The following is a 26,856-nucleotide window of genomic DNA, read 5'->3' as shown; positions in this document are numbered from 1 at the left end:
ATACGCGCAAAAATACCCAACCGGTTCATCATAAAAACAATGGCGCGGGGTGGAGCAGCCCGGTAGCTCGTCAGGCTCATAACCTGAAGGCCGCAGGTTCAAATCCTGCCCCCGCAACCAAATCAACCCGCCTCAGGTGGGCTTTTTTGAACAAAATCCAACACAACCGCAAAGACCTCGCGAGGTCTCACTTTCATCCTTCGCCTCAGAACCTGAAGGGGGAGGAATGAATCCGTTAAAGCAATACCTTGGAAGCTGGTCGAACCGACAAGCGTTTATCTGTAAGGATCCATATTTTCTGAGGCTGATGCGTTAAAATTACGGGCGTAATAATGGCCACTATAGACCGCAGCAGCAATGATCGACGGCGCGTAACAGTCACCGATTGCCGTAACAGATTTGATACCTGCGTCTTGCCATTCATCCCTGCGGGCTTCTAACGCCGCTGACAACATATTGTTCGGATAGCGGCTGGTTACTGGTACCAACGTACCACATGGGATTTCGGTTTCCTTGCCGGAATAAACGCACTCAACCGCCAGACTGTCAGATGTATGCCTTGCGAGCTTATGCAATGGAATTATCTTGACGCTTTGCTCGATCAACCGCGTCTGAATTTTGGATTGTTCGAGCGTGTGCTCCGTCCAGGGAGCCACGATTGGGGCCGGCGTTACAATTGTCGTGTCAATGCCATGACTGATGGCCAGTTCGGCCAGAACAGAGCCGAGATAATAGCGATCGTCATCGAATATCACTATCGGTCCGGGGCACTCGTCCAGTGACGCCTTGTTTCTCAGAATGGTATCGACGCTGAGGGTTCGTCCTCCCAGTGTTTCCAGAGTTTTCCTGTGAGAGCGACCGACTGCGTCCGTTCGCCAACGAGCGCCGGTAGCCAGTACCACGTGCGGAATTCCGTAAGTCAGGATTTCATCGGTATCCAGATGACTGTCGAGATACATCTCCACATTATTCGCGCGCTGCAATTGCGTCATGCGCCAGTCTCGAACACGCGCCCAGCTTGCCAGGCCGGGAAGGGCTGCTTCCTCCGTCACGCGTCCACCCCAATAGGTATGCTTTTCGGCTACGATGACTTCTGCACCGCGCTCCGCCATGACACGGGCCGCTTCAAGGCCAGCCGGCCCACCGCCGACGACCAGAATTTTCTCGGCAGTCTGCAGCCTGCTGACCCTCTCTGGGTGCCACCCCTTGCGTGCTTCTTCGCCGATCGTCGGGTTCTGCGTGCATCGTAGCGGCGCAACAATGTTGTCACTGGCAGTGCATATATTGCAGCCGATGCATTCGCGAATGTCATCGAAACGGCCGCTCCGGATTTTTTCCGGCAAAAATGGATCGGCGATTGAAGGGCGAGCGGCACCGATAAGATCCAGAACGCCCAACCGGATTGCCTGTACCATGGTGTCCGGTGAAGTGTAACGCCCAACACCTACAACGGGTTTGCTGGTGAATGATTTTACAAACGAGATATAAGGCTCCTGAAAGCCTTCCTGCGAGAAGCGGGATGTCTGGCTGTCATTGGACCAGCCGGACAGGTTGACATCCCAGAGGTCAGGTTCTTCGGCGAGCGCTGCAATTACGTCTCGTCCTTCGCCGTTGTGCTGGATGCCCTGGTCCCCGAGAAATTCTTCGACTGCAAAACGCACGGCAATCGCGCACTTATCACCGACGGCGTCGCGGGTATCTGCCAGCACCTCGCGAAACAAGCGCAGGCGGTTTTCGAACGACCCGCCATATTCGTCCGTGCGGCTATTGTAACGCTTCAGTAGAAAATGCTGCAGCAGGGTCATATCGTGCCCTGCATAAACATAGATAATATCAAAACCAGCTCGTTTAGCGCGAAGCGCGGCATCGCGATGCCACTTGCGAAACCGGGCAATATCGGTCTTGTCCATGGCTCTTGCCTGAACCGGATCTTCCACATCGACTATCATGTCCATGGGGCCGAGAGGCGGTAGTCTGGTCAAGCGATTGGAGACGTGGATGCCGTTATGCACAAGCTGTATTGCGGCGAGGCTTCCATGCTGGTGAACGGCATCGGTCAGTTTTTGAAGACGGTCGGCATCTTTGTCGTCCCATATGCGACCTTGATTGGAAGGCGTGATATCCGACGTGGGATGGATTTCCGTTTCCTGTGTGGAAACCACGCCCCAGCCGCCTTCGGCTTTCATCTCACGCAATCGCAGATCATGTTCAGGATAGCGGTGTCCCATGCCGCTGCAGTGCGGGACCTGATAGAAGCGGTTCTTTGTCGTGACGGGGCCAATCTTGATTGGCTCGAACAGAATTTCGTGGCGCTTGTCCATGGTCGCTCTGCTTATCGCTTAAAGGAATGTCACCCCGTTTCGGGGTGACAGAACGAAAATTGGATTTTCTGCTGCTCTCAACGCGCGAGAGAACGTTTGAAGCGAGCTTCGAGTTTAGCCTGACCGTATTCCAGCACGATGGACAGGGCCCAGTAGATCATCGATGCGGTGATGAGCATTTCGATGTGCCGGAACTCGGTTTGGCCTTGCGTGCGGGCAAGATACATGAGCTCCCATACGCCGATGACGGAGACAAGTGACGAGTCTTTGAGCATCGCGATAAACTGGTTGCCAGTCGGTGGGATGATAATGCGCATGGCCTGAGGAAGAATGACAAGCCACATCGTTTGGGAAGGCCCCAGACCCAGCGCAGCCGCCCCCTCCTGCTGCCCGCGCGGGATGCTCTCAATTCCTGCGCGAAAGATCTCCGTCATATAGGCACCGTAACACAGGGATAGCGCCAGGATGCCAGCGGGGATAGGTCCGATGACGTAGCCTACCTGCGGCAGTCCAAGATAGATAATATAGATCTGCATCAACAACGGCAGACCGCGGAAGAGCGAGGTGTAGAAGGTCGCCAAGCCGTAGATAAGACCGTTCTTTGAAAGTTTGGCCACTGCGCCGATCAGTGCCAGAATGGTTGCGAAAAAAATCGAGGCTGCGGAAATATAAAGCGTCGTGACGACACCCTGGCTGATCAGAAACCCAATCTTTCGGGCTATGAATTCAAATGAGAGATCGAATGAATAGAAGAAGATCATCAGCAGCAGGAACAGTTCCAGCCATATTGCTATGATCTGTGCCCAGCGAGGAAAAAGTCGCAGAAAGCTCCAATTGGCGAAGATGATAAGACTAAGCAGAATGGCGGAGAGCAATGTCGATTTGGTGAAGCCTGCCTTCGCGACTTTCGGATCTATGCCCAACCAGTTTGTGATGCCGGAAAACCGGACATTCAGGAAACAGAAGAATGCTGTCAGGATAACAAAAAACGCTACCTGAACAGTACGTTTAGCGGCCTCCGGCCTTGTTAGAAAAAACCTCCCAAGCATGTTCTCTCCCTGTCAGCTTGCCTTTCGCTCCGCAAGCCAATCCTGCATCTGCAATTTCCAATAGGTTAGTTGAGCGGCTGCAAGGCCAGCAGCACCTCCAGCCCAGACAAGGCCGAATTTTTCGAAGAGTTTATAACGGTCACTTTGTCCGCAAATAGCTTCGGCGACGACCTTGCCGCCGATGGCAGTCGTGTTCAGCCCGTGGCCACCAAAAGCCGTGCAGTACCAGGTGGCATGATCGATTTGACCGATCTGGGGCATCAGGTGTCTGGCGTAGGACATCAGGCCCGACCAGGCCAGTTCTGTCTTCAGTGAAGCCAGCTGGGGATATGTTCCGACCATTTCTTTGCGCAACTCGCGCACTACGCCCGGTGTATCGGCAGCTCTCGTCGTGATGCGCCCGCCCCATAAAAGTCTCCGACCGCCATCGATCACGCGGTAATAGTCACCGGCCCGACGGTTATCACCAATCGCGGATGTGGTGCGGATCGCCGATGCAATCAGTTCAGATGCCTCTTCGCTGACCATCACATAAGTTGCGATCGGTAGATATGCCCGCTTGATCTGTCCGATCAGACCGTCAGTGTAACCACCTGTGGTGATCAGCACGGCGCCTGCTTTGACTTGTCCATGGGCCGTTTTTATAAGCTTGCCATCGCTGTGGTCGAACACTTGGACGACACGGCTATGCTCGAATATCTGTCCGTCAAGCCGCTCTATCTCGCGACCGAGTGCCCGCAAATAGTTCAACGGATGGATGTGAAAGGCGTTGGGATCGCGGACCGACTGGAAGTAGCGCTTTGAATTCAGGATGCTGCGCGTTTCTGTTGTCGTATGAAACTCGATCTTGTAGCCATAGTTGCGATAGAGCTCATCGGCATAGTGTTTCAGGCTGTCACCATCGTCATATCGGCGAACGCTCATAATGCCGGGAGAAAGTTGGGCTTCCCCGATCTTTAGCGTGTCTATGTTCTGCCGAACGAACTCGACGCCCTCAATCGACATTTCATGAAGCGTTCTGGCGACAGTATCACCGGTGCGGGCAGCAATGGTGTCGCCACCCGTTGCAAAACCGGGGCTGACAAACCCGCCATTGCGTCCAGATGCGCCGAAACCAATGCTTTCGGCTTCCAGAACAACAACTTTCTTGCCCGCCCGCGACATCTGCAACGCGGCTGATAATCCAGCCAGCCCGCCGCCAATCACTACGACATCTGCTGTCAATTCGCGTTCAAGCGTCGGGCGTACGAAGTCGTCCGCCTTGGTATGACTGTAATATGTGACGGGATAAGTCATCGTAACACCAGAAAAAGCATATCGTATGAGCCATCGGAGGGATGGCTCATTTCGATACTGACGTAAGAATAATATTAGTCGGCGCTGTAGTCCTTGCCGTACCACTTCGAGGTGAGGCTTGCCAAAGTACCGTCAGACTTCATCTGCTTGATGATTTCGCCGATCTTGGCTGTCCATTCTGGATCATTCTTTTCGGCGATGACGACGAGCGGCTCACGGAAAGCATACTCGCCCTCAATGATCTTCACGGGATATCCATTTTTGATGGCGTTCTGTGCCGTCTGCTCCGGAGCGATGATTGCGTCGACACGAACACCGTCCCCCAGTCTCAGATCGTCGAACGGCAACATGGAATCCGCATAGGTGCGGATTTCGCCTGGTTCGAGCTTGTACTCAATAGGGGGGAGGCCAGGTGCGTCGATTTCTAGCTGCCGACGAGCAAAGTCTTCCGAGGTGGTTGCGGTCTCGACACCGATGACTTTGCCCTTAAGGTCAGCGACAGATTTTGCTTCGCTGTCCTTATGAACGACATAGACATAGGGGCTGTAGTAGTAGACACCAGCAAAATCGATTACGTTGGCGCGCGCTTTGGTGGGGGTAACTGATCCGACGCCGACATCATAACGTCCCTGCCAACGCCCACCTGTCAATGTTGCCCAGTCAGGCGTTTCGAAGGACACTGCGACCCCAAGGCGCTTGCCGATCTCATTGGCCACGTCGACGTCGAAGCCTACCAGCTTATTGGAGTCATCCAGAAAGCTTTGAGGTGGCCAGCCTGGATTAGTAGCTACAACCACGGCCTTTTTTTCCATGACGCGATCCAGCGTCTCTCCCGCATGAGCAGAGAACCCGGTAGCCAGAATGGCGCCTGCGATCCCCAATATTGTTATGATTTTTTTCATTTTATCGAACCCCTCCTCTGGTTTGATGCAGGAGCATTGCATAAACGCGGAAGTGACGGCTAGGCTGGCCGAAGGGGCGGGTCATGAAATTAACGCATGATGGTATGCTATTCGAGCAGAATGTGGATTGAAGTCTGCTTGAGTTCGGGGCCCTTTGCATGAGGCCCCGATGTGACGAACCAAGCCGTCTGACTGTCGGTGTCGCAACTATTGATTGCGTACTGCCATCGCTGTGACTTCGACCCGCATCTCTGGAGTCGCGAGCCCGGCAACGCCCACGGCGCAACGAACAGGAAATGGCTTTTTGAAAAAGTGCAGGTAAACTTCGTTGAAGGCAGGGCGTTCATTGATGTCCGTCAGGTAGATTGTCAGGTGAATGACATTTGCCAGACTGCTGCCGGCCTTTTCGAGCGATGTTTTGAGGCTGTTCAGCGTGCATTCGCTTTGGGCCGTTATGTCACCGGTTTCCATGGAGCCATCTGCCCGGACGGGCACATGGGTGGTTACCAGAAAATTGCCGATGCCTGCGACATCGGAAGAAATCTCGCTTTCGTCCGTATCCTCTAGAAAATAGGGGGCTGCGTTGTTTGTCATGGTCATTCTCCAAGGGGTAAGAGCGCATCGAGAAAAGTGCGAAGCGTTTTTCGAATAAGTTGCGCGTAAAAACAAGCAGACAGGGCATTGCAATGATGCAAACTGAACGCGAAATGCTTTTGGCCCTACGCCAGAAGCATCTGAAGCGAGTGTACATGCCAAGCTTTGCGACTGCCTGGCTCAAGCGAGATAGCAACAATGTGTATTCGGGCGGCGGTTAAGGTATTGCGATGGTGGTCGAGCAGGTCTAAAAACAGGTCGGAAGCGCCAAGTTTTCCCTCAATGACGGCCAGCTCTGGTCTGAAAGCCATCCATGACAGAAAAACATTCTCATCGCGGGCTTGTTGTCGCCGCGATCATGGCAAGCATGGCCATGATCGCCGTCGAGGCAACGATTGTGTCGACCGCAATGCCGCAGATCGCAGCGCAACTGGGCCAGCTCAATCTGTATTCCTGGGTTTTCTCGTCATTCCTTTTGACCCAGACCGCGACGACCGTGGTGTTTGGTAAACTTGCAGATATCTATGGTCGCAAGCCGGTTCTTATTTTTGGTATTGTTCTGTTCCTGGCCGCTTCAGTACTTGCTGGTTTCGCTTGGTCGATGCCTTCGATGATTGTTTTTCGGCTATTGCAGGGTATCGGGGCAGGGGCGATCCAACCTGCCGCCATGACCGTGGTAGCGGACCTTTTCCCGGGGGCGCAGCGCAGCAAGGTTCAAGGATATCTTGCCAGCGTGTGGGCATTATCAGCCGTTGTCGGTCCGTTGCTTGGCAGCCTGATAATTCACAATTTGAGCTGGGCGTGGGTGTTCTGGATCAATGTGCCGGTCGGTATTCTGGCGGCATCGGGCTTTCTTCTCTTCCTGCATGAAGAGAAGCGGTCCAAGCCGGTATCAGTAGATGTGTTTGGTGCAGCACTTTTCGCCGTCTCCATATCCTCGTTAATGATAGCCCTTACCCTGATGGAGAGCGGGATTTCGCCAGAAGGAATTGTAGCAGCGGTTCTCTTCGGTCTTTCGCTGATTGCCTTCATCTGGCAGGAGCGTCGCGCGAAGGAGCCTATGGTTGCGCCAGACCTCTGGCTGAAGCGCCCGATAGCACTTTCCAATCTGGCGGTGTTTCTGGCCAGCATGTCGATCATGGGGCTAACGACATTCCTGCCGATGTATGTGCAGACGGTTCTTGATCGTTCCCCGGTGGTTGCAGGCTTTGCCTTGACCATGCTGCTGCTGGGTTGGCCGTGCGGAGCAACGATTGCTTCGCGGCAGTTTACGCGTTTCGGACTGCGCCCGATCATGATTGCTGGAAGTATTTGCATTCCGCTTGGAACGGTTCTGCTTGTCATGCTTACCCCGTCTAGTTCAGCTACGCAGGCCGGAGCCGGTTCGCTGATCATGGGATTTGGCATGGGGCTACTCAACATCGGGGCGCTGATCCTCACCCAGGATAGCGTAAGCTGGTCGGAACGCGGGAGTGCTACGGCATCGAATGTCTTCTCGCGCAATTTGGGCAGCACACTCGGAGCTGCTGTTCTCGGAGCTATACTGACCTACAGCCTCGCGAACGCCAATCACGGTGAAGCGATTACATCAGAACAACTTCGCGACCTTCTGAATGGTGCGGAGATGTTGGTTGACAGGCAAGAGCTTCGGTTGGTGCTTCAGTATGCGCTGCACTCGACGTTTGTGGCGATGCTGCTTATTGCCGTGTTGATCGTGCCTGTCTGTCTCTGTGTTCCAGGGGTTAAAAAGGCTTATGAAGAAAAAGTGGTGACGTGAGCGCCCTCGGTTATCCGCAAGCCAAGGCTCAGCCGACGATCGATCTCAAGTCGGCTGAGCTCGCGACCTTGCGATAACCGCCTTGGCGAACTCTGGCTCTTTGCTGAGGAGTGAATGCCTGAAAAGCAAAAATCCCGGACAAAGCCGGGATTTTGTTGCCTATCTGATCGGAAAACTGGAGCGGGCGAAGGGATTCGAACCCTCGACCCCAACCTTGGCAAGGTTGTGCTCTACCCCTGAGCTACACCCGCTCGCGCCAGTCGTTTCCGTCAGGCAGGCGCTATATGAACTAACGCTCCGTAGATTGCAACAGGGAAATTACAGGAAAATGTCATTTCGGCGAAATTCGCTGCTGAGCATGCGTTAATCATATGGAAACGTTGTATTTTTCGAGATGACGATCCATGTTTCCGCCTTCGATTTCTTGTCGTAACGAGAGAAATGCGTCCACACCAAACAATGGAATCAGGCGGCATCGGTGCGATTCAGGCCGTTGCGTTCCGTATGAACAATCCAATTTGCTTTGCATGGTTTCTAAGCCTGCAGCCATGGTCTATAAGCGCTGTTGCATGTCGTTAAACGTGAGGAGCGCGGTGACGTGCGCTATATATTTGATGCTGAAAAAATGGGGTGGAATCATGCCTTTGTCGCCGAACGAGCTTCACGATTATCTTGAGAAACTCGGTATAGAAGCGAAAACGGTCGAACACTCTCCATTGTTCACGGTCGCGGATTCCCAAAATCTGCGGGGTCACATTCCCGGCGGTCATACGAAGAATCTCTTCCTGAAAGACAAGAAAGACAATTTCTTTCTGGTTACAGTCGAGGAGGATGCCGTAGTTGACCTGAAATCGATTCATCAAGTGATAGGCGCGGCAAGCCGTGTTTCATTCGGCAAGCCGGAAAAGCTGATGGAATATCTTGGCGTGATCCCCGGCTCCGTCACAGTGTTTGGCGCGGTCAACGATACCGCGCATAATGTGCAGGTCGTTCTGGATACAGATTTGATGAAATATGATGTCATTAACGGGCATCCATTGACCAATGAAGCCACGACTTCGATCAAACGTGAAGACCTCATCGCCTTCCTGAAGTCCACCGGACACGAACCGCGTGTTCTCGCCGTTTCCGAGGGTGCGAAGGCGGACGCTTCGGTATAAACTGATTTTCGAAACAGGCTACTTTTTCACGCACAGCAATTGGTGATTGATGTGGGACGCGGGAGCGCTAGATTACTGCGCAAATTGCTAGATCGTTCGTCTTGAAATCGATCGTCGAAGATACGAATTGAAAGATCGACATCGGCTTGTATGCGGACTGTCGCATCGAGCGGAATATACGAAGGAATTCCTTATGACCAGCCAGAACAATCCTTATGCCGGTGCAGGCGGCCAGATGACGGCGAATGTCTCTTTCGGTTCGACACCAGCGGCTGCTGGAGGAGCGGATCTCGTCAAGGACACGACGACGGCAAGTTTTCAGGCAGATGTTATCACCGAATCTCGCAATCAGCCGGTGCTGGTGGATTTCTGGGCGCCGTGGTGCGGACCTTGCAAGCAGTTGACCCCGATCATTGAAAAGGCGGTCCGCGACGCTGGCGGCGCTGTCAAACTGGTCAAGATGAATATCGACGACCATCCGGCCATCGCAGGCCAGCTTGGAATTCAGTCCATTCCGGCGGTCATCGCTTTCGTGAATGGCCAGCCGGTTGATGGTTTCATGGGCGCTGTACCGGAATCGAAAGTGAAGGAATTCATCGCCAAGATCGGCGGGCCGAGCGATGCGGAAGCGGCGCTTTCCGAAGCCATCACGGCTGCGAACGAGCTGGTTGAAGCCGGTGATTTCGTTCAGGCATCGGAGATTTTCTCGTCCATCCTTCAAGCCGTTCCAGATAATGTCGATGCGGTGGTCGGTCTGGCGACCTGTCTTCTTGAATCCGGTGATGCAGAAAAGGCGCGAGAAATTCTGGCCCAGCTACCGGCTGAACAGCAAAGCGCGCCTGCCGTTCGGGCGCTTGAAGCCCGTCTTGCGCTGGCTGATCAGGTCAAGCTCATCGGCGATCCGGTTGAACTTGAAAAGCGCATTCAGGCTGATCCAAAGGATTATCAGGCCCGCTTCGACCTCGCGCAGGTGCGTAATGCGCAGGGCCGGCGTGAAGATGCAGCCAATGAACTGCTTTTCATCATGAAGGCCGACCGCGAGTGGAACGACGACGGCGCGCGCAAACAGTTGCTCCAGTTTTTCGAAGCATGGGGCAATGCCGATCCGGCGACGCTGGGTGCGCGGCGCAAGCTGTCATCGCTTTTGTTTTCCTGACCGCGAGCGGTCGGGTGCGTGGCGGGCAAGTTGTGTATTGCGCGCCATGCGGATTCCAACTGTTAGGGCGCACTTTCCGTGTGTCCTAAAGGGAGGTCGCAATGCAGGTGGGCAATGCCCGTTACAGAACGGGCGCCGATATACCCGAAACCGTGCCGGTTTTCCCATTGAAAGGGGCGCTGCTTCTGCCGGGCGGTCAGCTTCCGCTCAATATTTTCGAACCCCGCTATCTGGCAATGATCGAGAATGCTTTGGCGGGCAAGCGCATAATCGGCATGATCCAGCCGAAAATCGATGGTGATGATGACGACACGGTGGACGAGCTGGATGAAAGCCTTCGCCCCCAGCTAAGCAACGTCGGTTGTCTTGGTCGCATCACGACCTTTGCCGAAACTGGCGATGGTCGCCTGCTGATTACCCTGCAGGGCATCTGCCGGTTTCGCGTGCGCGAGGAAATCAATTGCCGTCAGCCTTATCGGCAATGCCGGATTATGCCGTTTCTGGCCGATCTAGAGGAAGCGCGGGATTCGTCGGATATAGATCGCGATGCCTTGTTGGGCGCATTCCGCGATTATCTGGAAGCGCACAATCTGGAAGCGGATTGGGACAGTATTGCGCGGGCAAACAATGAAACCCTCGTCAATGCACTCTCCATTATGTCGCCTTTCGGTCCGGCTGAAAAGCAGGCCCTTCTGGAAGCTCCGGATTTGAAGACGCGCGCTGAAACTTTGATCGCCATTACCGAAATGGTGTTGGCCAGAGTAAGGGACGACGATTTCGGATCGCGGCTGCAATAAACTTCGGGAGTAAGACAATGGACGACAAGATGGAAACCGGCAATATTGACGTGCGCCTGCTGGAACTGCTCGTATGCCCGCTCACCAAGGGGGCGCTGGAATATGATGCGGAACATGGTGAGCTGATCTCGCGCAAGGCAAAGCTTGCCTATCCGGTTCGCGGCGGAATCCCGATCATGTTGCCGTCTGAAGCGCGTAGCTTGACGGAATGATTGTGGCGCGGTTTTGCCGGTCGCTGAAAGCTTGAAACGTGCAATCCGACCTGTGTTCTCGACTGTTATATAATTTCTGCATAAGCCTCTATCTTTTTCATAAGTTTCAGCCCTGCGCATTGTTGCTTGTCGGACAACGGGGCTCTATAACCCTCGCGGAACGTGAAAAAGGCAGTAACGGGCGGCGTCACGCCGCTCGCTGCTGTCGTGAATTTGAGCGCAATATTCTCGGGAAACGGGCCTCCGTTTTCTGGAATATGCGGTAAAAAATAGAGGCTTGGCATTATGGCATCCAGAAAACTCCTTCTCCTGCCCGGCGACGGCATCGGTCCAGAGGCGATGGCGGAAGTCCGCAAGATTATCGCTTTCCTCAACTCAGGCCTCAATCTCGGCTTTGAAACCGAGGAAGGCTTGGTTGGCGGCTGCGCTTACGACGCGCATGGTCAGGCAATTTCGGATGCCGATATGGAGAAGGCGCTGGCTGCCGATGCCACGCTGTTCGGCGCTGTCGGCGGTCCGAAATGGGACAGTGTGCCTTATGAAGTACGCCCGGAAGCCGGTCTTCTGCGCCTGCGCAAGGATATGCAGCTTTATGCAAACTTGCGCCCGGCTATCTGTTATCCGGCGCTGGCTCATTCTTCTTCGTTGAAGCCTGAAGTGATCGAAGGTCTGGATATCCTCATCCTGCGTGAACTGACCGGCGGCGTCTATTTCGGCGAACCGAAGGAAATCATCGATCTCGGCAATGGCCAGAAGCGCGGTATCGATACACAGGTCTACGATACCTACGAAATCGAGCGCATCACCGATGTCGCCTTCGAGCTGGCGCGCACGCGCCGCAACAAGGTCACGTCGATGGAGAAGCGTAATGTGATGAAGTCGGGTGTCCTGTGGAATCAGGTCGTCACCGCGCGTCACAAGGAAAAGCACGCCGATGTTGAGCTGGAACATATGCTGGCCGATGCTGGTGGCATGCAGCTCGTGCGCTGGCCGAAGCAGTTCGACGTTATCGTGACGGACAATCTGTTCGGTGACATGCTGTCGGACGTTGCCGCAATGCTGACCGGTTCGCTCGGCATGTTGCCATCAGCTTCGCTCGGTGCGGTTGACTCCAAGACCGGCAAACGCAAGGCACTTTATGAGCCGGTCCACGGTTCTGCACCGGACATTGCTGGCAAGGGCGTCGCAAATCCGATTGCGATGATCGCCTCGCTTGCCATGTGCCTGCGTTATTCCTTCAACCTCGTCGATGAAGCGGATCGTCTGGAAGCCGCGATTGCGCAGGTTCTTGATGACGGTTTGCGCACGGCCGATATCTGGTCGGAAGGCACAACTAAGATCGGCACCGTCGAAATGGGCGATGCTATCCTCGACAAGTTTTCGAAACTTTCCGCAGAATAAGCAGGACAAAGTTGCTTGATAAAAACCCGTCATGCAATTCGCATGACGGGTTTTTCTTTTTTGAATAAATGCCCGATTTGAGGCTGTAAATTCATGCTTCGCTGCATAAGAATAGCGGCATGTTGTTCACGCTCCCAGATCAAAACAAACTTTACGATGCACTTGTCGCCCGCGATGCCGCTTATGAGGGCAGGGCTTATGTCGGCGTTATCTCGACCGGAATTTTCTGCCGCCTGACGTGTCCGGCGCGGAAGCCGAAACAGGAAAACTGCCGCTTTTTCGCATCGGTTGCAGAATGCATGGCCGACGGGTTTCGGCCTTGCAAGAGATGTCATCCGCTACAGCCCGCTGCCGAGGCGGAACCTTCCGTCAAGAAGCTTCTCGATGCGCTCGATGCTGATCCCGAACGCCGCTGGAGTGAGGATGATGTTGTCCGGATGGGGCTTGATTTGTCGACGGTCCGTCGCAGTTTCCGTCGTCATTTTGGGATGACATTCCTGGAAATGGCACGACAGGAGCGCTTGCGGCATGGGTTTCAGGCGCTTGCCGATGGCGGGCGCGTGATCGATGCGCAGATCGATGCCGGTTTTGAATCTCCCGAAGCTTTTCGTGCCGCCTTTGCGCGCATTCTCGGGCTTCCACCCGCAAAATTACGCGGTGATGGCCTGTTGCGTGCCGATTGGATCAAATCGCCGCTCGGTACCATGATCGCGATCTGTGATGCGCGAAGCCTGCATCTTCTTGAGTTTGTCGACCGCAAGGCGCTGCCAGCGGAGCTGAAGAAGCTTTATGCCACTTGTCACGGGAATTTGGGGATTGGTCGTTTCGATACGCATGATCTCGTCGAACAACAGCTTGTAGCCTTTTTCGACGGTCGCTTGCCGACATTCGATTTGCCGCTGGTGCTGCATGGCAGCGCATTTACGCAGCATGTCTGGCGTGAGCTTCAGAACATCAGGGCAGGGGAGACACGCAGCTACAGCGAACTTGCTCAGGCCCTGGAAAAGCCGCTCGCCGTGCGTGCTGTCGCGCGTGCCAATGGTGCGAACCAGATTGCCGTTATCATTCCCTGTCATCGCGTGATTGGTGCGGACGGGGCATTGACTGGCTATGGTGGTGGCCTGTGGCGCAAGCAGAAACTGATCGAAATCGAAGCGCAGTATCGGCGATAGAGTGCCAGACGAATACAAAAACGCCGCCCATAGGGCGGCGTTCCGTGTTGTTCAGTTGACAATGATTAGTCGAGCTTGTGCAGGTCGACGCCCTTGGTTTCCTTGACGAAGATCATGCCGATCACAAAGGTGATGGAGGCGATGATGATCGGGTACCAGAGGCCGTAATAGATGTCGCCCTTGGCAGCGCTGAGTGCGAACACGCCAGCCGGAAGCAGACCGCCAAACCAACCGTTGCCGATGTGATATGGCAGCGACATGCCGGTATAACGGATGCGGGTCGGGAACATCTCGACGAGGATTGCGGCGATCGGGCCGTACACCATCGTCACGTAGATGACGAGGATGGTCAGGATGGCGATCGTCAGCACCCAGTTCACCTGTGCAGGGTCGGCAACCATCTTGAATGCGCCAGCATTCGGGATGGTATAGACGGCCTGATCGGTGCTGACGCCAAGGCCGTCGGCTTCGCTCTGGGTCAGAAGCTTCTGCTTTACCAGATCGGCAGCCGGAACCATGGTCTTGTCTCCGCCGCGGATAGCTTCGGCATTGAGCTGAAGTTCCGGATTGGCGGCGACAAAGGCATCCAGCTTGCTATCCGGTACTTTCGCCGGGTCGCGAACGAGCGGGAAGCCGGCCTTCTGCAAGGCAAGGTTCATATCGTGAGATAATGCCGACTGCTTGGCCGCAGCGTCTGCTCCAGCCTGAACCGCGTCGTAAGACGTGATCGTGCTGTCGCCGAGTGTGATGGTTGCAGGGGTGCCAGCCGCTGCCGTCTGCACGACTTCATAAGGCACCGAGCTCTTGGCGAGGAAGCTTGTCGCGACATCGCAAGACGTGGTGAACTTGGACGTGCCGGTGGCGTTGAACTGGAAGTTACAATCGCCAGGCGCAGCCGTAACGGTCGCCTTGATGGTCTGTTCAGCCTGAGCCAAGGCCGGGTTTGCAGCGCCGGTCAGGGCTTTGAACAGTGGGAAGTAAGTCACGGCAGCGAGCAGCAGACCCGCCATGATGATGGGCTTGCGACCGATCTTGTCCGACAGCCAGCCGAAGAAGACGAAGCCGCTCGTACCGATCAGGAGCGCAATAGCCACCATGATATTTGCCGACTGGTTTTCGACCTTCAGAACGTTCTGGAGGAAGAACAGGGCGTAGAACTGACCACAATACCAAACTACAGCTTGACCGGCAGTGAGACCGAAGAGTGCGATAAGGGCAATCTTGGCATTCTTCCATTGGCCGAATGCTTCGGTTAGCGGAGCCTTGGAGGTCTTGCCTTCTTCCTTCATGCGCTTGAATGCAGGTGACTCGCTCATCTGCATGCGAATCCAGACGGAGATGCCGAGCAGGACGATGGAAACGAGGAACGGAATGCGCCAGCCCCAGGCAGCAAAAGCTTCCTTGCTCATGATGCTCTGGATGCCGAGGATGACCAGCAGCGACAGGAACAGGCCCAGCGTTGCGGTGGTCTGGATCCATGACGTGAAGAAGCCACGACGGTTGTTCGGAGCATGTTCCGCAACATAAGTAGCCGCGCCGCCATATTCACCGCCAAGTGCTAGACCCTGCAGCATGCGCAGTGCGATCAGGATGATCGGTGCGAAAATGCCGAGCGTGGCCGAGCCGGGCAGGATACCCACGAGAAATGTGGATGCGCCCATGATGACGATGGTAACTAGGAACGTGTATTTACGGCCGACGAGATCGCCGATGCGTCCGAAGACGAGCGCGCCGAACGGACGCACGAGAAAGCCGGCCGCGAAGGCGAGCAGAACGAAGATGTTTCGGGTTGCTTCCGGATACTCGTTGAAGAAGGCCGCACCGATAAAGGCTGCAAGCGTTCCATAGAGATAGAAATCGTACCATTCGAAGACGGTACCAAGCGACGACGCAAAGATGACTTTGCGTTCTTCGCTCGTCATTTTCTGCGTGCCGACGTCGGCACTTGACGAGACTGCCATTAATCTGTCCTCCCAAACAGAGCCCTGACGGGCAAATGTAAGGCGATCCTTCTCCACCGGGTAAATGAAGTTCGCCTGATGCGCCGGGAACAGTTCCTCTCAACTGTCCGGGCGCTCTCCTCACACTTGCATGATGAACCGAAAAAGGGGATTCGTGCAGTAGTCTTTAGTATGAGAGAGAACTGACGGTTTGAAATACTAGGGAAAAATAATAAATCGCATCCCGAAAAGTGTGAAATGGCTTTCAGGTCGCGCGTAACAATAAACAGATAGCGCGTCTCGATCTGATTCAATCAGACCGAGACGCGCTCTAAAGAGCCAAAAAATGCGCTCCTTGAAGGGTTGGAGAATTGACTCCATCTATAAACCGCGTAAAAGCAGTGACGAACGAAGGAGAACCCGCGTGGATCGCGTCAACGTAGCGTCAGTTTCGCTTGGAACTGCCGGCATTTTTGCCGGGGCAGCGCGCATGCCTTCGATTTCCAAAACACTCACGGCCATCACTAAAACGACCACGAAAACGGTCTGATTCCCTTGGCCTGCTCGCCCTCTCCCCGGGTCTGGCCCGGGGGCGGAAGTCCCGCGTGGCCTGCGGGGTTCCGAATCTGGAAGCGGAGAGGGACAGGAGACGAAAAATGGGTTTCAAGGTTGCAGTTGTCGGCGCCACCGGAAATGTCGGGCGCGAAATGCTCAATATCCTCGAGGAACGCGGCTTTCCGGCTGATGAAGTTGTCGCGCTTGCATCGCGCCGCAGCCAAGGCACGGAAGTTTCTTATGGCGACCGGACGCTGAAAGTTAAGCCGCTCGACCAGTATGATTTCTCCGATACCGACATTTGCCTTATGTCCGCAGGTGGAAATATTTCCAAGGAATGGTCGCCAAAGATCGGTGCACAGGGTTGTGTTGTTATCGATAATTCTTCCGCGTGGCGCTATGATATGGACGTGCCGCTGATCGTTCCAGAAGTGAACCCTGACGCCATCGAAGGTTTCCGCAAGAAGAACATCATTGCAAACCCGAATTGCTCGACTGCGCAGCTTGTGGTGGCTTTGAAGCCTCTGCACGATGCGGCCAAGATCAAGCGCGTTGTTGTCTCGACCTACCAGTCTGTTTCGGGCGCTGGCAAGGAAGGTATGGACGAGCTGTTCCAGCAGTCGCGTGCGGTTTTCGTGGCAGATCCCGTCACGGCTCAGAAGTTCACCAAGCGTATCGCCTTCAACGTGATTCCACATATCGATGTTTTCATGGAAGACGGCTACACCAAGGAAGAATGGAAGATGGTGGCCGAAACCAAGAAGATGCTTGATCCAAAGATCAAGCTCACGGCAACTGCTGTCCGCGTTCCTGTCTTCATTGGTCACTCGGAAGCCGTCAATATCGAGTTTGAAAACCCGATTTCGGCTGAAGAAGCGCGTGAAATTCTGCGCGAAGCACCGGGCTGTCAGGTTGTCGACAAGCACGAAGATGGCGGTTACATCACGCCTTATGAGTCCGCTGGTGAAGACGCGACCTACATCAGCCGTATTCGCGAAGACATCACGGTCGAGAACGGTCTGGCACTGTGGGTTGTTTCCGACAATCTGCGTAAGGGCGCTGCTCTCAACACGATCCAGATCGCTGAATTGCTGGTCGCACGCGGCCTGATCAAGCCGAAGGCGCTTGCTGCCTGATCTGCTATACTCAGTACTGATATTAAAAAGCGCCGGGAAACCGGCGCTTTTTTGTTAGCGGGGAATGCTGTCTGAAAGATTGCCGCGTATATTGAGCAATCGCGTGCGTAGGTCCTGCAACTCATCAATGGGTTGACCAAGCGCACAAAACACCTGTTCCGGGATGTTCTCGGCTTCCTTGCGCAAGGCCCGACCTTCATCAGTCAATGTGATGCGAACCTGCCGCTCATCCTGCGGGTCGCGGCGTCGCGAAATGCGTCCCGCAGCCTCCAGGCGTTTCAACAATGGGGTCAGGGTGCCTGAATCCAGACCGAGTTTTGCGCCGATCTCCGAAACCGTCCGGTTGTCTTTTTCCCAGAGCACGATCATTACCAGGAACTGCGGATAGGTGAGGTCGAGCTTGCTGAGGATCGGCTGATAGGCGCGTGTCAGCGCATTTGCGGTCGAATAGATCGCAAAGCAGACCATGTTGGAAAGGCCGAGACTGGATTGCTGATCGTCGCGCTTCATCGAGATAACTCCTTGGCGACTATATACATCATGCGCAATTGGATTGCGCATCATATAATTTTGATTATGTATTTTGCAAAATTAGATTGTGCACAATTTAATAATTTGCAATCCTGGTTACGGAGATAAGCCAAAGGAGAAACTCAAATGCCAATTCTGTACACGACCCAATCGACAGCAACCGGCGGTCGCACTGGCAGCGCCAAGACTGCCGACGGTCGGCTCAGTGTCGTTCTCGATACGCCGAAAGAACTCGGTGGTTCGGGTGGTGAAGGCACCAATCCGGAACAGCTTTTCGCTTCCGGTTATGCCGCCTGCTTCCTCGGTGCGTTGAAATTCGTTGCCGCCAAGGAAAAAGTTGCCATTTCGGCAGACAGCACGGTGACCGCGACGGTCGGTATCGGTCCGCGTGAAGACGGCACAGGCTTCGGGCTTGATGTGGCGCTGCAAGTGGCACTTCCAGGCCTGGATAAGGCGAAGGCGGAAGAGCTGGTTCAGGCCGCGCACATCGTCTGCCCATACTCGCATGCAACGCGCGGCAACATCGATGTCCGCCTGAGCATAGCTTAGTTCAGAAATGCAAAAGGCGTCCGATGAGGGCGCCTTTATCTTGTAATGTGCTGTGAATTTTATCTGGAAGTCATTTCGACCGTCAGCGTATCGAGCGCTTTCTCAACCTGCTCGTACACCTCGGTTCCCAACGGGAGGATCGGGCGTGGCGGCTCGATTCTTGCCAGACCAAGAAGGTCGGCGATGACATACATCACACGGAAGCTACTGTGGGTTTTGAATAGATCCCAGAGCGGCGCGAAAGCCGCATTGATGCGTTTCGCGTCAACCTCGTTTCCGCTTTGAGCCGCACGTGTCAGGGCCAGAGCCGGTGCCGGGAGAAGGCCTGCAACCACGCTGTACCAGGCATCTGCACCAGCCAGCAGCGCATCTGCTGCACCCCAGTCCCCGCTATAACCGATGGCAAAGCTTGATGGTGCTTCCGCACGCAGCTTTGACATTGCGCCCACGTAATCGCCATTTGCAGGCAGGGGCATCTTGATCGCGCTTATATTCTTTACATTGGCAAGCCTTGCGATCAGTTCATCGCTGAAGATGAACTTTGTCGTGCCGGGATTGTTGTAAACACAAAGGGGAAGATCGGTCGTCGCAGCAACGGCCTTGAAGTGCTGGAATACCTCTTCCTGTGTGAGCGGCGTATAGGAAACAGGTGCAAGCAACAACCCGTCTGCACCGGCATTTGCGGCATCCCGCGCCAGTGCCAGCGCGTCATCCGTCCGCAATGCGCCGACGCCGACGATGATCGGTGTTCTGCCGTCGACGCACTTGACGGCAGTCTTGATTGTATGAAGTCGCTGCTCGCGTGTAAGAAAGGCATAGCTGCCTGTGCTTCCCAGAAGGCCGACCGAATCCGCTCCCGCCTCCTGTATACGTTCAAGCAAACCGGCGAGTGCGTCCTCCAAAAGTTTGCCTGCGGTGTCGATTGGTGTGAGCGGAAAGGCAGAAAGACCTTTGTAGAGTTTCATGGTGCTACTTTCTCAAACGGGTTCGGCGCGATAGAAGCAGACGGATATCGGCAAGACTGGAGATCGCCAAAAACGCTTTCGCCGCAGCGGCGGGCACGGCCTTGAACGTGAGTTAGAGCAGATAGAATCCCCCGAGGAAATGCCATTGGTGTCGTTAAGCACCAGTGGCAACATTCATCTCAACTGTGCAGCATTACTCTGCTTGTGTCTCGATATTTTCCATATCGTCATCCGACAGGCCGAAATGGTGGCCGATCTCGTGGATCAGTACATGGGTGATAATGTCGCCCAGCGTTTCCTCATGTTCGGACCAGTAGTCGAGGATCGCGCGACGATAGAGCGTGATGCGATTGGGACCTTCGCCGGTCTGCAGGCTGAAGCGTTCGCCGATGCCGCGGCCTTCGAAAAGGCCGAGCAGGTCGAAAGGCGTTTCCAGTCCCATGTCCTCGATGATCTGGTCCTCAGGGAAATCGGCGATTTGGATGATAATGTCGCCGCACAACGCGCGAAACTCCTGCGGCAGATGCGCAAGAGCTTCAATCGCGATGGATTCGATTTCGTCAAGCGAGGGCGAAAGACGTCCCGCCCAGTCGCCGCTTTGATCTTCTCGGGCCATTCCAGCCAATCGTGTCCTATTCACTTGTACAGGCCACCAGTCCTGCAACCGGGCATTCTGGCCGAGTATATATAGGGCATACCAACATTATGCCCAGGGACGCTGTTCGGCGCGCTTGGCCTCGAATGTGTCAATGCTGCCAGCCTTTTCCATCGTCAGGCCGATATCGTCCAGGCCGTTGAGCAGGCAGTGGCGCTTGAAATCGTCGAGGTCGAAGGAAATCGAACCACCGTCCGGACCGTGAATTTCCTTGGCTTCGAGATCGACGGTAAGGGTCGCATTGGCGCCGCGCGAAGCGTCGTCCATCAGCTTGTCCAGGTCTTCCTGGCTGACCTTGATCGGCAGGATGCCGTTCTTGAAGCAGTTATTGTAAAAGATGTCAGCGAACGAGGTCGAGATCACGCAACGGATGCCGAAATCGAGCAGAGCCCATGGCGCATGTTCGCGCGAGGAGCCACAGCCGAAATTGTCGCCTGCAACGAGAATCTGCGCGTTGCGATAGCCGGGCTTGTTCAGGACGAAATCCGGGTTCTCGGTGCCGTCTTCGTTGAAGCGCATTTCTGCGAAAAGACCCTTGCTCAGACCCGTGCGCTTGATCGTCTTCAGGTAATCCTTCGGAATGATCATGTCCGTATCGACATTGACGATCGGCAGGGGGGCGGCGACGCCCGTGAGCTTGGTGAACTTATCCATGTCCTGAACCTGTCGGTTGGGAATTTGCAATTTGCAAACTGGTTTACATCAGCTTGACCGAGAGTCAACGTTTGAGGCCATAACTGCCCAATAGGTCGCAACTCCCGACCCGCTTCGCGAAATATCCGACGCGCGAACGAGCGCGCCGAATATCTCGACTGTCGGGTTAAGCGCATAATCCTGTCTGGAAACTGCGTCAAGTTTTCCGGATCATGCGTCGTTGACGCAGTTCACGCAATTATCCGACGTTGAGGGCGACGCCACCCGTCTCGCTGCCAGTCAGGCGGCGGGATTTGCCATCGGTGCCGACGACGATCGTATAACGCCTGCGCCGCATCGACAGGTTCGGCGAAACCGCCACATCAATGGCCGGATCGAACTGAAGCGTGATACGCCACAGTTCAGGCTTGATCGTTTCCTCGACGGCGATGATGCGGGCATCGAACGGCGTGGTATGAAACATGCCGGTAATGCGCTGCCCGACGCGGTACGGCGCGGTATCGTCTTGAACGGGGGCGGTCCCCACCTTCGTGTCATTGGCGGCAAGCGTATTCCAGTCACGTGTGCCGGACTGGCGCGCCACAAGGTCGAGTGCCTTGCCGTGGCTGATGGTGATGCCTTCCTCGCTCAAAGCCTGCCGCAGACGGCGGGCCTGATGCTTGAATTCAGCGTTATTGGTCCCAGCGATGATAGCTGTGGTCATTGTTTTCGCTCCTGGTTGTGAGCGGCATTTTCATGAACGGGTGCCTGCATTGCCGTTTCTGCCGTCAAACGGAACAGGAACGAGTTGTAGTCAGAATGCTTTACCATGGCTTGGAAGCTGCGGGCGGCCGGTGCATTCAACCGAAGGCCGGAAAATAAGCAGCCATGATGCGGATTTCAAGCCCCCTAACAAGGGCGTTGGGACCTTGCACCTTTTCGTGGTTCCGTGCACAAATCGGGATATGAAAACTATCGCTCGTCCCCGCCGTTCCGTCCTGTTCGTTCCCGCTGCCAATGCTCGCGCTCTGGAAAAGTCGCTGACCCTGTCAGTGGACTGCGTGATCTATGATCTGGAAGATTCCGTTGCTCCAGAAGCAAAGGTCGCCGCGCGTGATGCGCTGGCGGCGCATTTCGCAAGTCATCCGAAGGTCGGTTTCGAGCGGATCGTGCGAGTCAATACGGCGCAAACGCCGTGGGGCAGGGACGATATTGCGGCCGCTGCGAAGATGGGGGCGGATGCGATTCTTTTGCCCAAGGCCGAACGCCCGCAGGATATAATCGACGCGGCCAACCGGCTTGATCGGCAGGATGCCGATCCGGCAGTTGGTGTCTGGGCGATGATCGAAACGGCACGCGGCATTCTCAATGCCGACGAGATTGCGGTGCTTGGCCATCGTTCGGCGGTGCGGCTTGCCTGTTTCGTCGTCGGGCCGAACGATATTGCGCGTGAAACCGGTGTGCGCCCGCAACCGGGGCGCCCTTATCTCGTCCCCTGGCTGATGCAGATCATTCTTGCCGCTCGCGCTGGCGGCATCACCGTTCTCGACGGTGTTTACAATGATTTTCGTGATAGCGTTGGCTTCGAGGCAGAATGTGCGCAAGGTGCTGCCATGGGGTTCGACGGCAAGACGTTGATTCATCCGGGCCAGATCGAAGCGGCTAACCGGTCATTCTCACCGACCGGGGACGAAGTGGCGCATGCCCGCGCCGTCGTTGAAGTTTTCGCCCTGCCTGAAAATGCCGACAAGGGGGTCGTTTCACTCGACGGACAGATGGTCGAACGCCTGCATCTTGAAATGGCCGAGCGTGTGCTCGCCAAGGCGGGCGTAAAGTTATAACAGAGGAAGCAACAGCATGAAGTTATACCGTTTCATTACAGGCCCGGACGATTCCGCTTTCTGCCATCGTGTCACCGCCGCACTCAACAAGGGCTGGCAGCTCTATGGCTCGCCGACCTATGCTTTCAATGCCGCAACCGGCGTCATGCATTGCGGTCAGCCGGTGGTGAAGGAAGTCGACGGCGTCGATTACACGCCGGACATCAAGCTCGGCGAATACTGATGGCCGTCCGCCGCATCGTTGCCAATATTGCAGCCGCCGATCCTGCGGCGGCAAAGCGCTTCTACGGCGACTTGCTGGGCCTTGATGTGGCGATGGATTTCGGCTGGATCGTCACCTATGCTACGGATGCGCAGGCACGGGTACAGGTGAGCATCATGAGTGAGGGCGGATCGGGCACACCGGTGCCCGATCTTTCCATCGAGGTCGATGATGTCGATGCCGTGCTGGAGCGCGCCATCGCGCTGGGATTTCCCGTCGAATACGGTCCGGCTGATGAGGAATGGGGTGTGCGCCGTTTCTATACGCGCGATCCCTATGGGCGGCTCGTGAATATTCTGACTCATAAAAACTGAAAAAGGCCGGTTTCCCGGCCTTTTGTTTTTGGTTTAATTCAAGCCGCGCTTTTCAATCATCGCGTCCGGTGTCGGCATCTTGCCACGGAATGCCTTATAGAGCTCTTCCGGGTCGCGGCTGCCGCCAGCGGCATAGATATGCTGCTTCAGCTTCGCCGCCAGTTCGGGATTGAAAGCATCGCCGGTTTCCTCGAATGCCGAGAAGGCGTCCGCATCCAGCACTTCCGACCACATATAGGAGTAGTAGCCAGCGGAATAACCGTCACCGGAGAAGACGTGAGTGAAATGCGGCGTGCGATGGCGCATGATGATCGCATCCGGCATGGAAAGCTTTTCCAGCGTTTTCACCTCGAAAGCGAGCGGATCAGCGATCCTTTCCTTGCCAGTATGGAACGCCATGTCCACCAGCGCGGATGAGGTGAACTCGACCGTGTTGAAGCCTGCATTGAAGGTGCGGGCCGCAAGGACCTTGTCGAGGAGCGCCTTCGGCATGGCTTCTCCGGTGCGATAGTGCACGGCGTATTTTTCGAGAACCGCAGGAACAGTCAGCCAGTGTTCGTAAAGCTGCGACGGCAGTTCCACAAAATCGCGCGAAACGGCGGTGCCGGAAACGGCAGGCCAGGTCACATCCGACAGAAGCCCATGCAGCGCGTGGCCGAACTCGTGGAACAGCGTGCGTGCGTCGTCCAGCGAGAGCAGGGCAGGTTCACCGGCCTTTGGCTTTGCAAAGTTCATCACATTATAGATGATCGGCTTCTGACCATCACCCAGCTTGTGGCTTGATTGCAGGGAACTCATCCAGGCGCCCGAGCGCTTCGAGGTGCGGGCGAAATAGTCACCGAGGAACAAGCCGCGCTCACTGCCATCCGCATTGAACACCTGAAACACCCGCACATCCGGATGCCACGCAGCGATGCCATTCTTTTCCTCGAAGCGGATGCCGAACAGGCGGCCTGCGACGTCGAAAGCGGCTTCGATGATCTTTTCGAGCTGAAGATAGGGCTTCAGTTCCGCTTCATCGAAAGCGAAGCGTTCGGCGCGCAGCTTTTCGGCATAGAAACGCCAATCCCATGGCGCAACCTTGTGATTGCCGCCATCGGCTGCGATCAGGCGCTCCAGTTCAACCTCTTCTTCGTGGGCCTTGGCGCGTGCCTTGTCCCATACCGGCTCCAGCAGGTCCATGACCGCCTTCGGCGTCTTGGCCATGGTGTCGTCGAGTTTGTAGGCGGCAAAATTGGCGTAACCGAGCAGATGCGCCTTGCGTTCGCGCAGTTCCACCATTTCGCGCACGATGTCACGATTGTCGCTTTCGCCGCCATTCTCACCGCGCTTTGCCCAGGCGTTGAACGCCCGTTCGCGCAGTTCACGATTTTCGGAGAATGACAGGAACGGCTCGACGATAGAGCGTGACAGCGTAACCGCCCAGGCATCCGTCTTGCCGCGTTCCGCCGCGGCATTCTGCATGGCATTTTTCAGGAAATCGGGGAGGCCGGCGAGGTCGGCGTCATTCGTGATGAACAGGGCCCAGCTCGACTCATCCTTCAGCACGTTCTGACCAAAGCGCGCGCCAAGTCCGGCGAGCTTTTCATTGATGCCTGCAAGCTCCGTCTTGCCCGCTTCATCAAGCTTCGCGCCAGACCGGACAAAACCTTTCCACGTCTTTTCCAGAACACGTTTGGTCTCGGTATCGAGGTCCAGCATATCGCGGTTTTCATAAAGCGCGTCGATGCGGGCGAACAGCGCTGGGTCCATCATGATGCGCGAATAATGGCGCGACATTTTCGGCGCAATCTCGCGTTCCAGTGCCTGGATCGTGTCATTGCTGTGCGCGCCGGCACGCATCCAGAAAATCGCCGATACGCGGTCGAGCGCCTTGCCCGTCAGTTGCAGCGCCTTGAGCGTGTTGTCGATGGTTGCTTCATCGGTCGCCTTGGCTATGGCTTCCACTTCTGCGAGATCCGCAGCCAATGCGACGTCGAACGCAGACGCAAAATCATCATCCGTGAAAGCGGTGAAATCCGGCAGGCCCAGCGGTCCATTCCATTCGGTCAGCGCGTGATTGTGGGCGGTCTTGTCGGACATGATGAAACTCCGGTTCAGATGCATTCGAGGTGAACCAGACTTAGGATTTAGTTGTCAGTGGAGCAAGGGTCTGAACAGTCAAATAAATGGAGAAGTGGCGTTTGCTTGACCCTGTTCCGTACTGCGAATAAGGATTGCCTGCGCGCGGATCGCCAATATCGCGGGCAATATTTTCCCGCAGACCCTTGACGGTCGACATTCGAGCATTTCATTCATGAACGCCCAGTCGCAGCATCGCCCGGAACAGGAAAACCAGCGTCCGGTAATGAGCGAGCTGCGCGTTGGTATAGTGGGCGGATTGCTCGCCGCCATCGGCCCGATGTCGATGTCGCTTTATACACCTGCTATGACCGAGATCGTTCATGCCTTCGGTACAACGGACGCGCTGGTCAAGCTCACACTCTCGATCTACTTCGCTGGGTTCTGTTTTGCCCAACTCGTCTGCGGCCCTCTATCCGATGGCTTTGGGCGCAGGCCCATCACCATTGCGTTCATGGGCATCTATCTGGCCGCCAGTATCCTGGCGCTGTTTTCGGCATCGATAGAGGTTCTTCTCGCCGCACGCTTTTTGCAAGGAATCGGTTCTGCGGTCGGTGTAACGGTTTCGCGCGCCATCGTGCGCGATCTTTTCACGCATGAAGCCTCCGCTCGCGTGATGAACCTCATTGGTATTGTGATCGCGATCGGCCCGGCAATTTCACCAACGCTCGGCGGCTTCACCATGGAGTTCTTCGGCTGGCACGCCATTTTCGTGGTCATGGTGATCCTTGGATTGCTGGTCGTGCTGATGGCGCTGTTCGTCATCAAGGAAACTGTGGCGCGCGACCTCAGTCGCATCCGCCCGCGTGAACTGGTTCGTTCTTACCGAATCCTGCTGACGAGTCGTCATTTTGTCTATGCGAGTCTCGGCGTGGGTGGCACCACGGGAGCGCTCTATACGGCTGCAACCATTCTACCTTTCATTTTGATGGGGAGGATCGGCATGTCGGCTACTCATTTCGGAGTGGGTCTTCTGTTGCAGACAAGCAGCTATCTTGCCGGTGGATTGCTGTTTCGCCGTCTGATGAGGTTCTATAATCCGCGACAGCTCGCCATGGCGGGCTATCTGGCGATTGTGGGTGCCAGCATCGGCATCATCGTATTGCTGAGCTCCTTTGAACCGTCTTATCTTCTGGTCATGGTGCCATTGGCACTCTTTGCCTTCGGGATCGCCTTGGTCATGCCGGTGATGACATCGGCAGGCATGGCCCCGTTTCCGGGCATGGCCGGTGCCGCTTCGGCATTGATGGGTTTTTTCCAGATGGGCGGTGGTCTTGTCGGGGGAGCCGTTGCTGCCTTGATGGGGGACCCGCTGGTCGCTTTTGCGACGCTCATCCCCACCATGGGTTTTATCGCCACCGGTTCCTTTCTGCTCTGGCGGCGTTTGCCGCACGCAGTCTGATGACGGGACGAAAAAGCGTTCGACATTGTCTCGAAGGGCTTGACTTTGTTGGCGACCAAGCGCACATCACGCCCGCAGCCGGATTTCTGCGGCAGCAATTTCAACCGGAGTTTTA

The 26,856-nt window shown here is 55.5% G+C and carries 27 protein-coding genes and 2 tRNA genes; 14 read left to right on the top strand and 15 right to left on the bottom strand.

Going from position 1 to position 26,856, the window contains the following annotated elements; all coding sequences use genetic code 11:
* Nucleotides 1–43: 43 nt before the first annotated feature.
* Nucleotides 44–120, top strand: a tRNA-Met gene (locus ACYSN1_RS17100).
* A 155-nt stretch (nucleotides 121–275) separates the two neighbouring features.
* Here the strand turns inward: ACYSN1_RS17100 and ACYSN1_RS17095 are convergent.
* From ACYSN1_RS17095 to ACYSN1_RS17075, 5 genes are all read right to left on the bottom strand, one after another.
* Entirely contained in the window at nucleotides 276–2,321 is a 2,046-nt protein-coding gene (locus ACYSN1_RS17095; RefSeq protein WP_461726788.1) for an oxidoreductase, read from the bottom strand.
* A 77-nt stretch (nucleotides 2,322–2,398) separates the two neighbouring features.
* Nucleotides 2,399–3,370: an amino acid ABC transporter permease gene (locus ACYSN1_RS17090; protein WP_461726787.1), complete on the bottom strand. Its 972-nt coding sequence runs from the start codon at nucleotides 3,368–3,370 to the stop codon at nucleotides 2,399–2,401.
* A gap of 12 nt (nucleotides 3,371–3,382) precedes the next feature.
* The gene (locus ACYSN1_RS17085; RefSeq protein WP_461726786.1) at nucleotides 3,383–4,666 is read right to left on the bottom strand and encodes an NAD(P)/FAD-dependent oxidoreductase; all 1,284 of its coding nucleotides are present in this window, start codon (nucleotides 4,664–4,666) and stop codon (nucleotides 3,383–3,385) included.
* A gap of 74 nt (nucleotides 4,667–4,740) precedes the next feature.
* Entirely contained in the window at nucleotides 4,741–5,568 is an 828-nt protein-coding gene (locus ACYSN1_RS17080) for a transporter substrate-binding domain-containing protein (protein ID WP_461726785.1), read from the bottom strand.
* Nucleotides 5,569–5,775: 207 nt separating this feature from the next.
* The gene (locus tag ACYSN1_RS17075) at nucleotides 5,776–6,162 is read right to left on the bottom strand and encodes a RidA family protein (RefSeq protein WP_461726784.1); all 387 of its coding nucleotides are present in this window, start codon (nucleotides 6,160–6,162) and stop codon (nucleotides 5,776–5,778) included.
* A gap of 313 nt (nucleotides 6,163–6,475) precedes the next feature.
* On the opposite strand from ACYSN1_RS17075, the gene ACYSN1_RS17070 reads away from it, so the two are divergent.
* Entirely contained in the window at nucleotides 6,476–7,939 is a 1,464-nt protein-coding gene (locus ACYSN1_RS17070; protein ID WP_461726783.1) for an MDR family MFS transporter, read from the top strand.
* A 176-nt stretch (nucleotides 7,940–8,115) separates the two neighbouring features.
* On the opposite strand, the gene ACYSN1_RS17065 is transcribed toward ACYSN1_RS17070, so the two are convergent.
* Nucleotides 8,116–8,190 (bottom strand) — tRNA-Gly (locus ACYSN1_RS17065).
* Nucleotides 8,191–8,577: 387 nt separating this feature from the next.
* Here ACYSN1_RS17065 and ACYSN1_RS17060 point away from each other — a divergent pair.
* The 4 genes from ACYSN1_RS17060 (at nucleotide 8,578) to ACYSN1_RS17045 (ending at nucleotide 11,264) form a co-directional block, all read left to right on the top strand.
* On the top strand, nucleotides 8,578–9,099 hold the full coding sequence (locus ACYSN1_RS17060; RefSeq protein WP_461726782.1) for a prolyl-tRNA synthetase associated domain-containing protein: 522 nt from the start codon (nucleotides 8,578–8,580) through the stop codon (nucleotides 9,097–9,099).
* 193 nt (nucleotides 9,100–9,292) lie between these two features.
* Nucleotides 9,293–10,255 carry a thioredoxin gene (trxA, locus tag ACYSN1_RS17055; protein ID WP_461726781.1) on the top strand — a complete coding sequence of 321 codons (963 nt, stop codon included), beginning with the start codon at nucleotides 9,293–9,295 and terminating at the stop codon, nucleotides 10,253–10,255.
* Between the two features lie 101 nt (nucleotides 10,256–10,356).
* Nucleotides 10,357–11,052, top strand: coding sequence for an LON peptidase substrate-binding domain-containing protein (locus ACYSN1_RS17050; RefSeq protein ID WP_461726780.1), 696 nt, complete (start codon nucleotides 10,357–10,359; stop codon nucleotides 11,050–11,052).
* A 17-nt stretch (nucleotides 11,053–11,069) separates the two neighbouring features.
* Complete coding sequence (locus ACYSN1_RS17045; RefSeq protein WP_461726779.1) at nucleotides 11,070–11,264, top strand: Trm112 family protein; 195 nt, start codon at nucleotides 11,070–11,072, stop codon at nucleotides 11,262–11,264.
* Nucleotides 11,265–11,329: 65 nt separating this feature from the next.
* Here the strand turns inward: ACYSN1_RS17045 and ACYSN1_RS17040 are convergent, their stop codons facing one another.
* Complete coding sequence (locus tag ACYSN1_RS17040) at nucleotides 11,330–11,548, bottom strand: hypothetical protein (RefSeq protein WP_461726778.1); 219 nt, start codon at nucleotides 11,546–11,548, stop codon at nucleotides 11,330–11,332.
* A gap of 1 nt (nucleotide 11,549) precedes the next feature.
* On the opposite strand from ACYSN1_RS17040, the gene leuB reads away from it, so the two are divergent.
* A complete protein-coding gene (leuB, locus tag ACYSN1_RS17035; protein WP_140021041.1) occupies nucleotides 11,550–12,665 on the top strand; it encodes a 3-isopropylmalate dehydrogenase in 1,116 nt (371 codons plus the stop codon).
* A gap of 119 nt (nucleotides 12,666–12,784) precedes the next feature.
* The gene (locus tag ACYSN1_RS17030) at nucleotides 12,785–13,837 is read left to right on the top strand and encodes a bifunctional transcriptional activator/DNA repair enzyme AdaA (RefSeq protein WP_461726777.1); all 1,053 of its coding nucleotides are present in this window, start codon (nucleotides 12,785–12,787) and stop codon (nucleotides 13,835–13,837) included.
* A 65-nt stretch (nucleotides 13,838–13,902) separates the two neighbouring features.
* Here ACYSN1_RS17030 and ACYSN1_RS17025 read toward each other — a convergent pair whose 3' ends face one another.
* On the bottom strand, nucleotides 13,903–15,798 hold the full coding sequence (locus ACYSN1_RS17025; RefSeq protein WP_461726776.1) for an MFS transporter: 1,896 nt from the start codon (nucleotides 15,796–15,798) through the stop codon (nucleotides 13,903–13,905).
* A 635-nt stretch (nucleotides 15,799–16,433) separates the two neighbouring features.
* Between ACYSN1_RS17025 and ACYSN1_RS17020 the strand changes: the two genes are divergently transcribed.
* Nucleotides 16,434–17,468 (top strand): aspartate-semialdehyde dehydrogenase, encoded by a 1,035-nt coding sequence (locus ACYSN1_RS17020; protein ID WP_140021045.1) that lies wholly within the window; start codon nucleotides 16,434–16,436, stop codon nucleotides 17,466–17,468.
* A 54-nt stretch (nucleotides 17,469–17,522) separates the two neighbouring features.
* On the opposite strand, the gene ACYSN1_RS17015 is transcribed toward ACYSN1_RS17020, so the two are convergent.
* Nucleotides 17,523–17,978, bottom strand: coding sequence for a MarR family winged helix-turn-helix transcriptional regulator (locus tag ACYSN1_RS17015; RefSeq protein WP_461726775.1), 456 nt, complete (start codon nucleotides 17,976–17,978; stop codon nucleotides 17,523–17,525).
* Nucleotides 17,979–18,125: 147 nt separating this feature from the next.
* On the opposite strand from ACYSN1_RS17015, the gene ACYSN1_RS17010 reads away from it, so the two are divergent.
* A complete protein-coding gene (locus ACYSN1_RS17010; protein WP_461726774.1) occupies nucleotides 18,126–18,548 on the top strand; it encodes an organic hydroperoxide resistance protein in 423 nt (140 codons plus the stop codon).
* Nucleotides 18,549–18,607: 59 nt separating this feature from the next.
* Here ACYSN1_RS17010 and ACYSN1_RS17005 read toward each other — a convergent pair whose 3' ends face one another.
* The 4 genes from ACYSN1_RS17005 to ACYSN1_RS16990 form a co-directional block, all read right to left on the bottom strand.
* Nucleotides 18,608–19,513, bottom strand: coding sequence for a dihydrodipicolinate synthase family protein (locus ACYSN1_RS17005; RefSeq protein WP_461726773.1), 906 nt, complete (start codon nucleotides 19,511–19,513; stop codon nucleotides 18,608–18,610).
* 193 nt (nucleotides 19,514–19,706) lie between these two features.
* Nucleotides 19,707–20,129, bottom strand: coding sequence for a metallopeptidase family protein (locus ACYSN1_RS17000; protein WP_461726772.1), 423 nt, complete (start codon nucleotides 20,127–20,129; stop codon nucleotides 19,707–19,709).
* Nucleotides 20,130–20,216: 87 nt separating this feature from the next.
* Nucleotides 20,217–20,822, bottom strand: coding sequence for a 3-isopropylmalate dehydratase small subunit (gene leuD / locus ACYSN1_RS16995; protein ID WP_461726771.1), 606 nt, complete (start codon nucleotides 20,820–20,822; stop codon nucleotides 20,217–20,219).
* A gap of 238 nt (nucleotides 20,823–21,060) precedes the next feature.
* Nucleotides 21,061–21,525, bottom strand: coding sequence for a glyoxalase superfamily protein (locus ACYSN1_RS16990; RefSeq protein WP_461726770.1), 465 nt, complete (start codon nucleotides 21,523–21,525; stop codon nucleotides 21,061–21,063).
* A 241-nt stretch (nucleotides 21,526–21,766) separates the two neighbouring features.
* On the opposite strand from ACYSN1_RS16990, the gene ACYSN1_RS16985 reads away from it, so the two are divergent.
* Genes ACYSN1_RS16985 through ACYSN1_RS16975 form a run of 3 tightly spaced genes read left to right on the top strand, consistent with a single transcriptional unit; the run spans nucleotide 21,767 to nucleotide 23,218 of the window.
* Nucleotides 21,767–22,642 (top strand): HpcH/HpaI aldolase/citrate lyase family protein, encoded by an 876-nt coding sequence (locus tag ACYSN1_RS16985; protein ID WP_461726769.1) that lies wholly within the window; start codon nucleotides 21,767–21,769, stop codon nucleotides 22,640–22,642.
* A gap of 16 nt (nucleotides 22,643–22,658) precedes the next feature.
* Nucleotides 22,659–22,865, top strand: a complete 207-nt coding sequence (locus ACYSN1_RS16980) for a DUF1737 domain-containing protein (RefSeq protein ID WP_002965766.1) — start codon at nucleotides 22,659–22,661, stop codon at nucleotides 22,863–22,865.
* A complete protein-coding gene (locus tag ACYSN1_RS16975; RefSeq protein ID WP_461726768.1) occupies nucleotides 22,865–23,218 on the top strand; it encodes a VOC family protein in 354 nt (117 codons plus the stop codon). Before ACYSN1_RS16980 ends, ACYSN1_RS16975 begins: the two co-directional genes overlap by 1 nt.
* A gap of 33 nt (nucleotides 23,219–23,251) precedes the next feature.
* Here ACYSN1_RS16975 and ACYSN1_RS16970 read toward each other — a convergent pair whose 3' ends face one another.
* Both ACYSN1_RS16970 and ACYSN1_RS16965 read right to left on the bottom strand, forming a co-directional pair.
* Nucleotides 23,252–25,300, bottom strand: coding sequence for a M3 family metallopeptidase (locus ACYSN1_RS16970; RefSeq protein WP_461726767.1), 2,049 nt, complete (start codon nucleotides 25,298–25,300; stop codon nucleotides 23,252–23,254).
* Nucleotides 25,301–25,340: 40 nt separating this feature from the next.
* Complete coding sequence (locus ACYSN1_RS16965) at nucleotides 25,341–25,499, bottom strand: hypothetical protein (RefSeq protein WP_461726766.1); 159 nt, start codon at nucleotides 25,497–25,499, stop codon at nucleotides 25,341–25,343.
* Nucleotides 25,500–25,514: 15 nt separating this feature from the next.
* Here ACYSN1_RS16965 and ACYSN1_RS16960 point away from each other — a divergent pair, with 15 nt between their 5' ends.
* Nucleotides 25,515–26,741 (top strand): multidrug effflux MFS transporter, encoded by a 1,227-nt coding sequence (locus tag ACYSN1_RS16960; RefSeq protein WP_461726765.1) that lies wholly within the window; start codon nucleotides 25,515–25,517, stop codon nucleotides 26,739–26,741.
* Nucleotides 26,742–26,856: the final 115 nt, after the last annotated feature.

The sequence above is a fragment of the Brucella sp. LJL56 genome (assembly GCF_054871705.1).
This window is presented reverse-complemented; position numbering and strand designations above follow the sequence as displayed.

Coding starts and splice junctions, on each gene's coding strand:
- ACYSN1_RS17095 (WP_461726788.1), bottom strand. CDS start 2,321: ATGGACAAGCGCCACGAAATTCTGTTCGAGCCAATCAAGATTGGCCCC.
- ACYSN1_RS17090 (WP_461726787.1), bottom strand. CDS start 3,370: ATGCTTGGGAGGTTTTTTCTAACAAGGCCGGAGGCCGCTAAACGTACT.
- ACYSN1_RS17085 (WP_461726786.1), bottom strand. CDS start 4,666: ATGACTTATCCCGTCACATATTACAGTCATACCAAGGCGGACGACTTC.
- ACYSN1_RS17080 (WP_461726785.1), bottom strand. CDS start 5,568: ATGAAAAAAATCATAACAATATTGGGGATCGCAGGCGCCATTCTGGCT.
- ACYSN1_RS17075 (WP_461726784.1), bottom strand. CDS start 6,162: ATGACAAACAACGCAGCCCCCTATTTTCTAGAGGATACGGACGAAAGC.
- ACYSN1_RS17070 (WP_461726783.1), top strand. CDS start 6,476: ATGACAGAAAAACATTCTCATCGCGGGCTTGTTGTCGCCGCGATCATG.
- ACYSN1_RS17060 (WP_461726782.1), top strand. CDS start 8,578: ATGCCTTTGTCGCCGAACGAGCTTCACGATTATCTTGAGAAACTCGGT.
- trxA (WP_461726781.1), top strand. CDS start 9,293: ATGACCAGCCAGAACAATCCTTATGCCGGTGCAGGCGGCCAGATGACG.
- ACYSN1_RS17050 (WP_461726780.1), top strand. CDS start 10,357: ATGCAGGTGGGCAATGCCCGTTACAGAACGGGCGCCGATATACCCGAA.
- ACYSN1_RS17045 (WP_461726779.1), top strand. CDS start 11,070: ATGGACGACAAGATGGAAACCGGCAATATTGACGTGCGCCTGCTGGAA.
- ACYSN1_RS17040 (WP_461726778.1), bottom strand. CDS start 11,548: ATGCCAAGCCTCTATTTTTTACCGCATATTCCAGAAAACGGAGGCCCG.
- leuB (WP_140021041.1), top strand. CDS start 11,550: ATGGCATCCAGAAAACTCCTTCTCCTGCCCGGCGACGGCATCGGTCCA.
- ACYSN1_RS17030 (WP_461726777.1), top strand. CDS start 12,785: ATGTTGTTCACGCTCCCAGATCAAAACAAACTTTACGATGCACTTGTC.
- ACYSN1_RS17025 (WP_461726776.1), bottom strand. CDS start 15,798: ATGGCAGTCTCGTCAAGTGCCGACGTCGGCACGCAGAAAATGACGAGC.
- ACYSN1_RS17020 (WP_140021045.1), top strand. CDS start 16,434: ATGGGTTTCAAGGTTGCAGTTGTCGGCGCCACCGGAAATGTCGGGCGC.
- ACYSN1_RS17015 (WP_461726775.1), bottom strand. CDS start 17,978: ATGAAGCGCGACGATCAGCAATCCAGTCTCGGCCTTTCCAACATGGTC.
- ACYSN1_RS17010 (WP_461726774.1), top strand. CDS start 18,126: ATGCCAATTCTGTACACGACCCAATCGACAGCAACCGGCGGTCGCACT.
- ACYSN1_RS17005 (WP_461726773.1), bottom strand. CDS start 19,513: ATGAAACTCTACAAAGGTCTTTCTGCCTTTCCGCTCACACCAATCGAC.
- ACYSN1_RS17000 (WP_461726772.1), bottom strand. CDS start 20,129: ATGGCCCGAGAAGATCAAAGCGGCGACTGGGCGGGACGTCTTTCGCCC.
- leuD (WP_461726771.1), bottom strand. CDS start 20,822: ATGGATAAGTTCACCAAGCTCACGGGCGTCGCCGCCCCCCTGCCGATC.
- ACYSN1_RS16990 (WP_461726770.1), bottom strand. CDS start 21,525: ATGACCACAGCTATCATCGCTGGGACCAATAACGCTGAATTCAAGCAT.
- ACYSN1_RS16985 (WP_461726769.1), top strand. CDS start 21,767: ATGAAAACTATCGCTCGTCCCCGCCGTTCCGTCCTGTTCGTTCCCGCT.
- ACYSN1_RS16980 (WP_002965766.1), top strand. CDS start 22,659: ATGAAGTTATACCGTTTCATTACAGGCCCGGACGATTCCGCTTTCTGC.
- ACYSN1_RS16975 (WP_461726768.1), top strand. CDS start 22,865: ATGGCCGTCCGCCGCATCGTTGCCAATATTGCAGCCGCCGATCCTGCG.
- ACYSN1_RS16970 (WP_461726767.1), bottom strand. CDS start 25,300: ATGTCCGACAAGACCGCCCACAATCACGCGCTGACCGAATGGAATGGA.
- ACYSN1_RS16965 (WP_461726766.1), bottom strand. CDS start 25,499: ATGTCGACCGTCAAGGGTCTGCGGGAAAATATTGCCCGCGATATTGGC.
- ACYSN1_RS16960 (WP_461726765.1), top strand. CDS start 25,515: ATGAACGCCCAGTCGCAGCATCGCCCGGAACAGGAAAACCAGCGTCCG.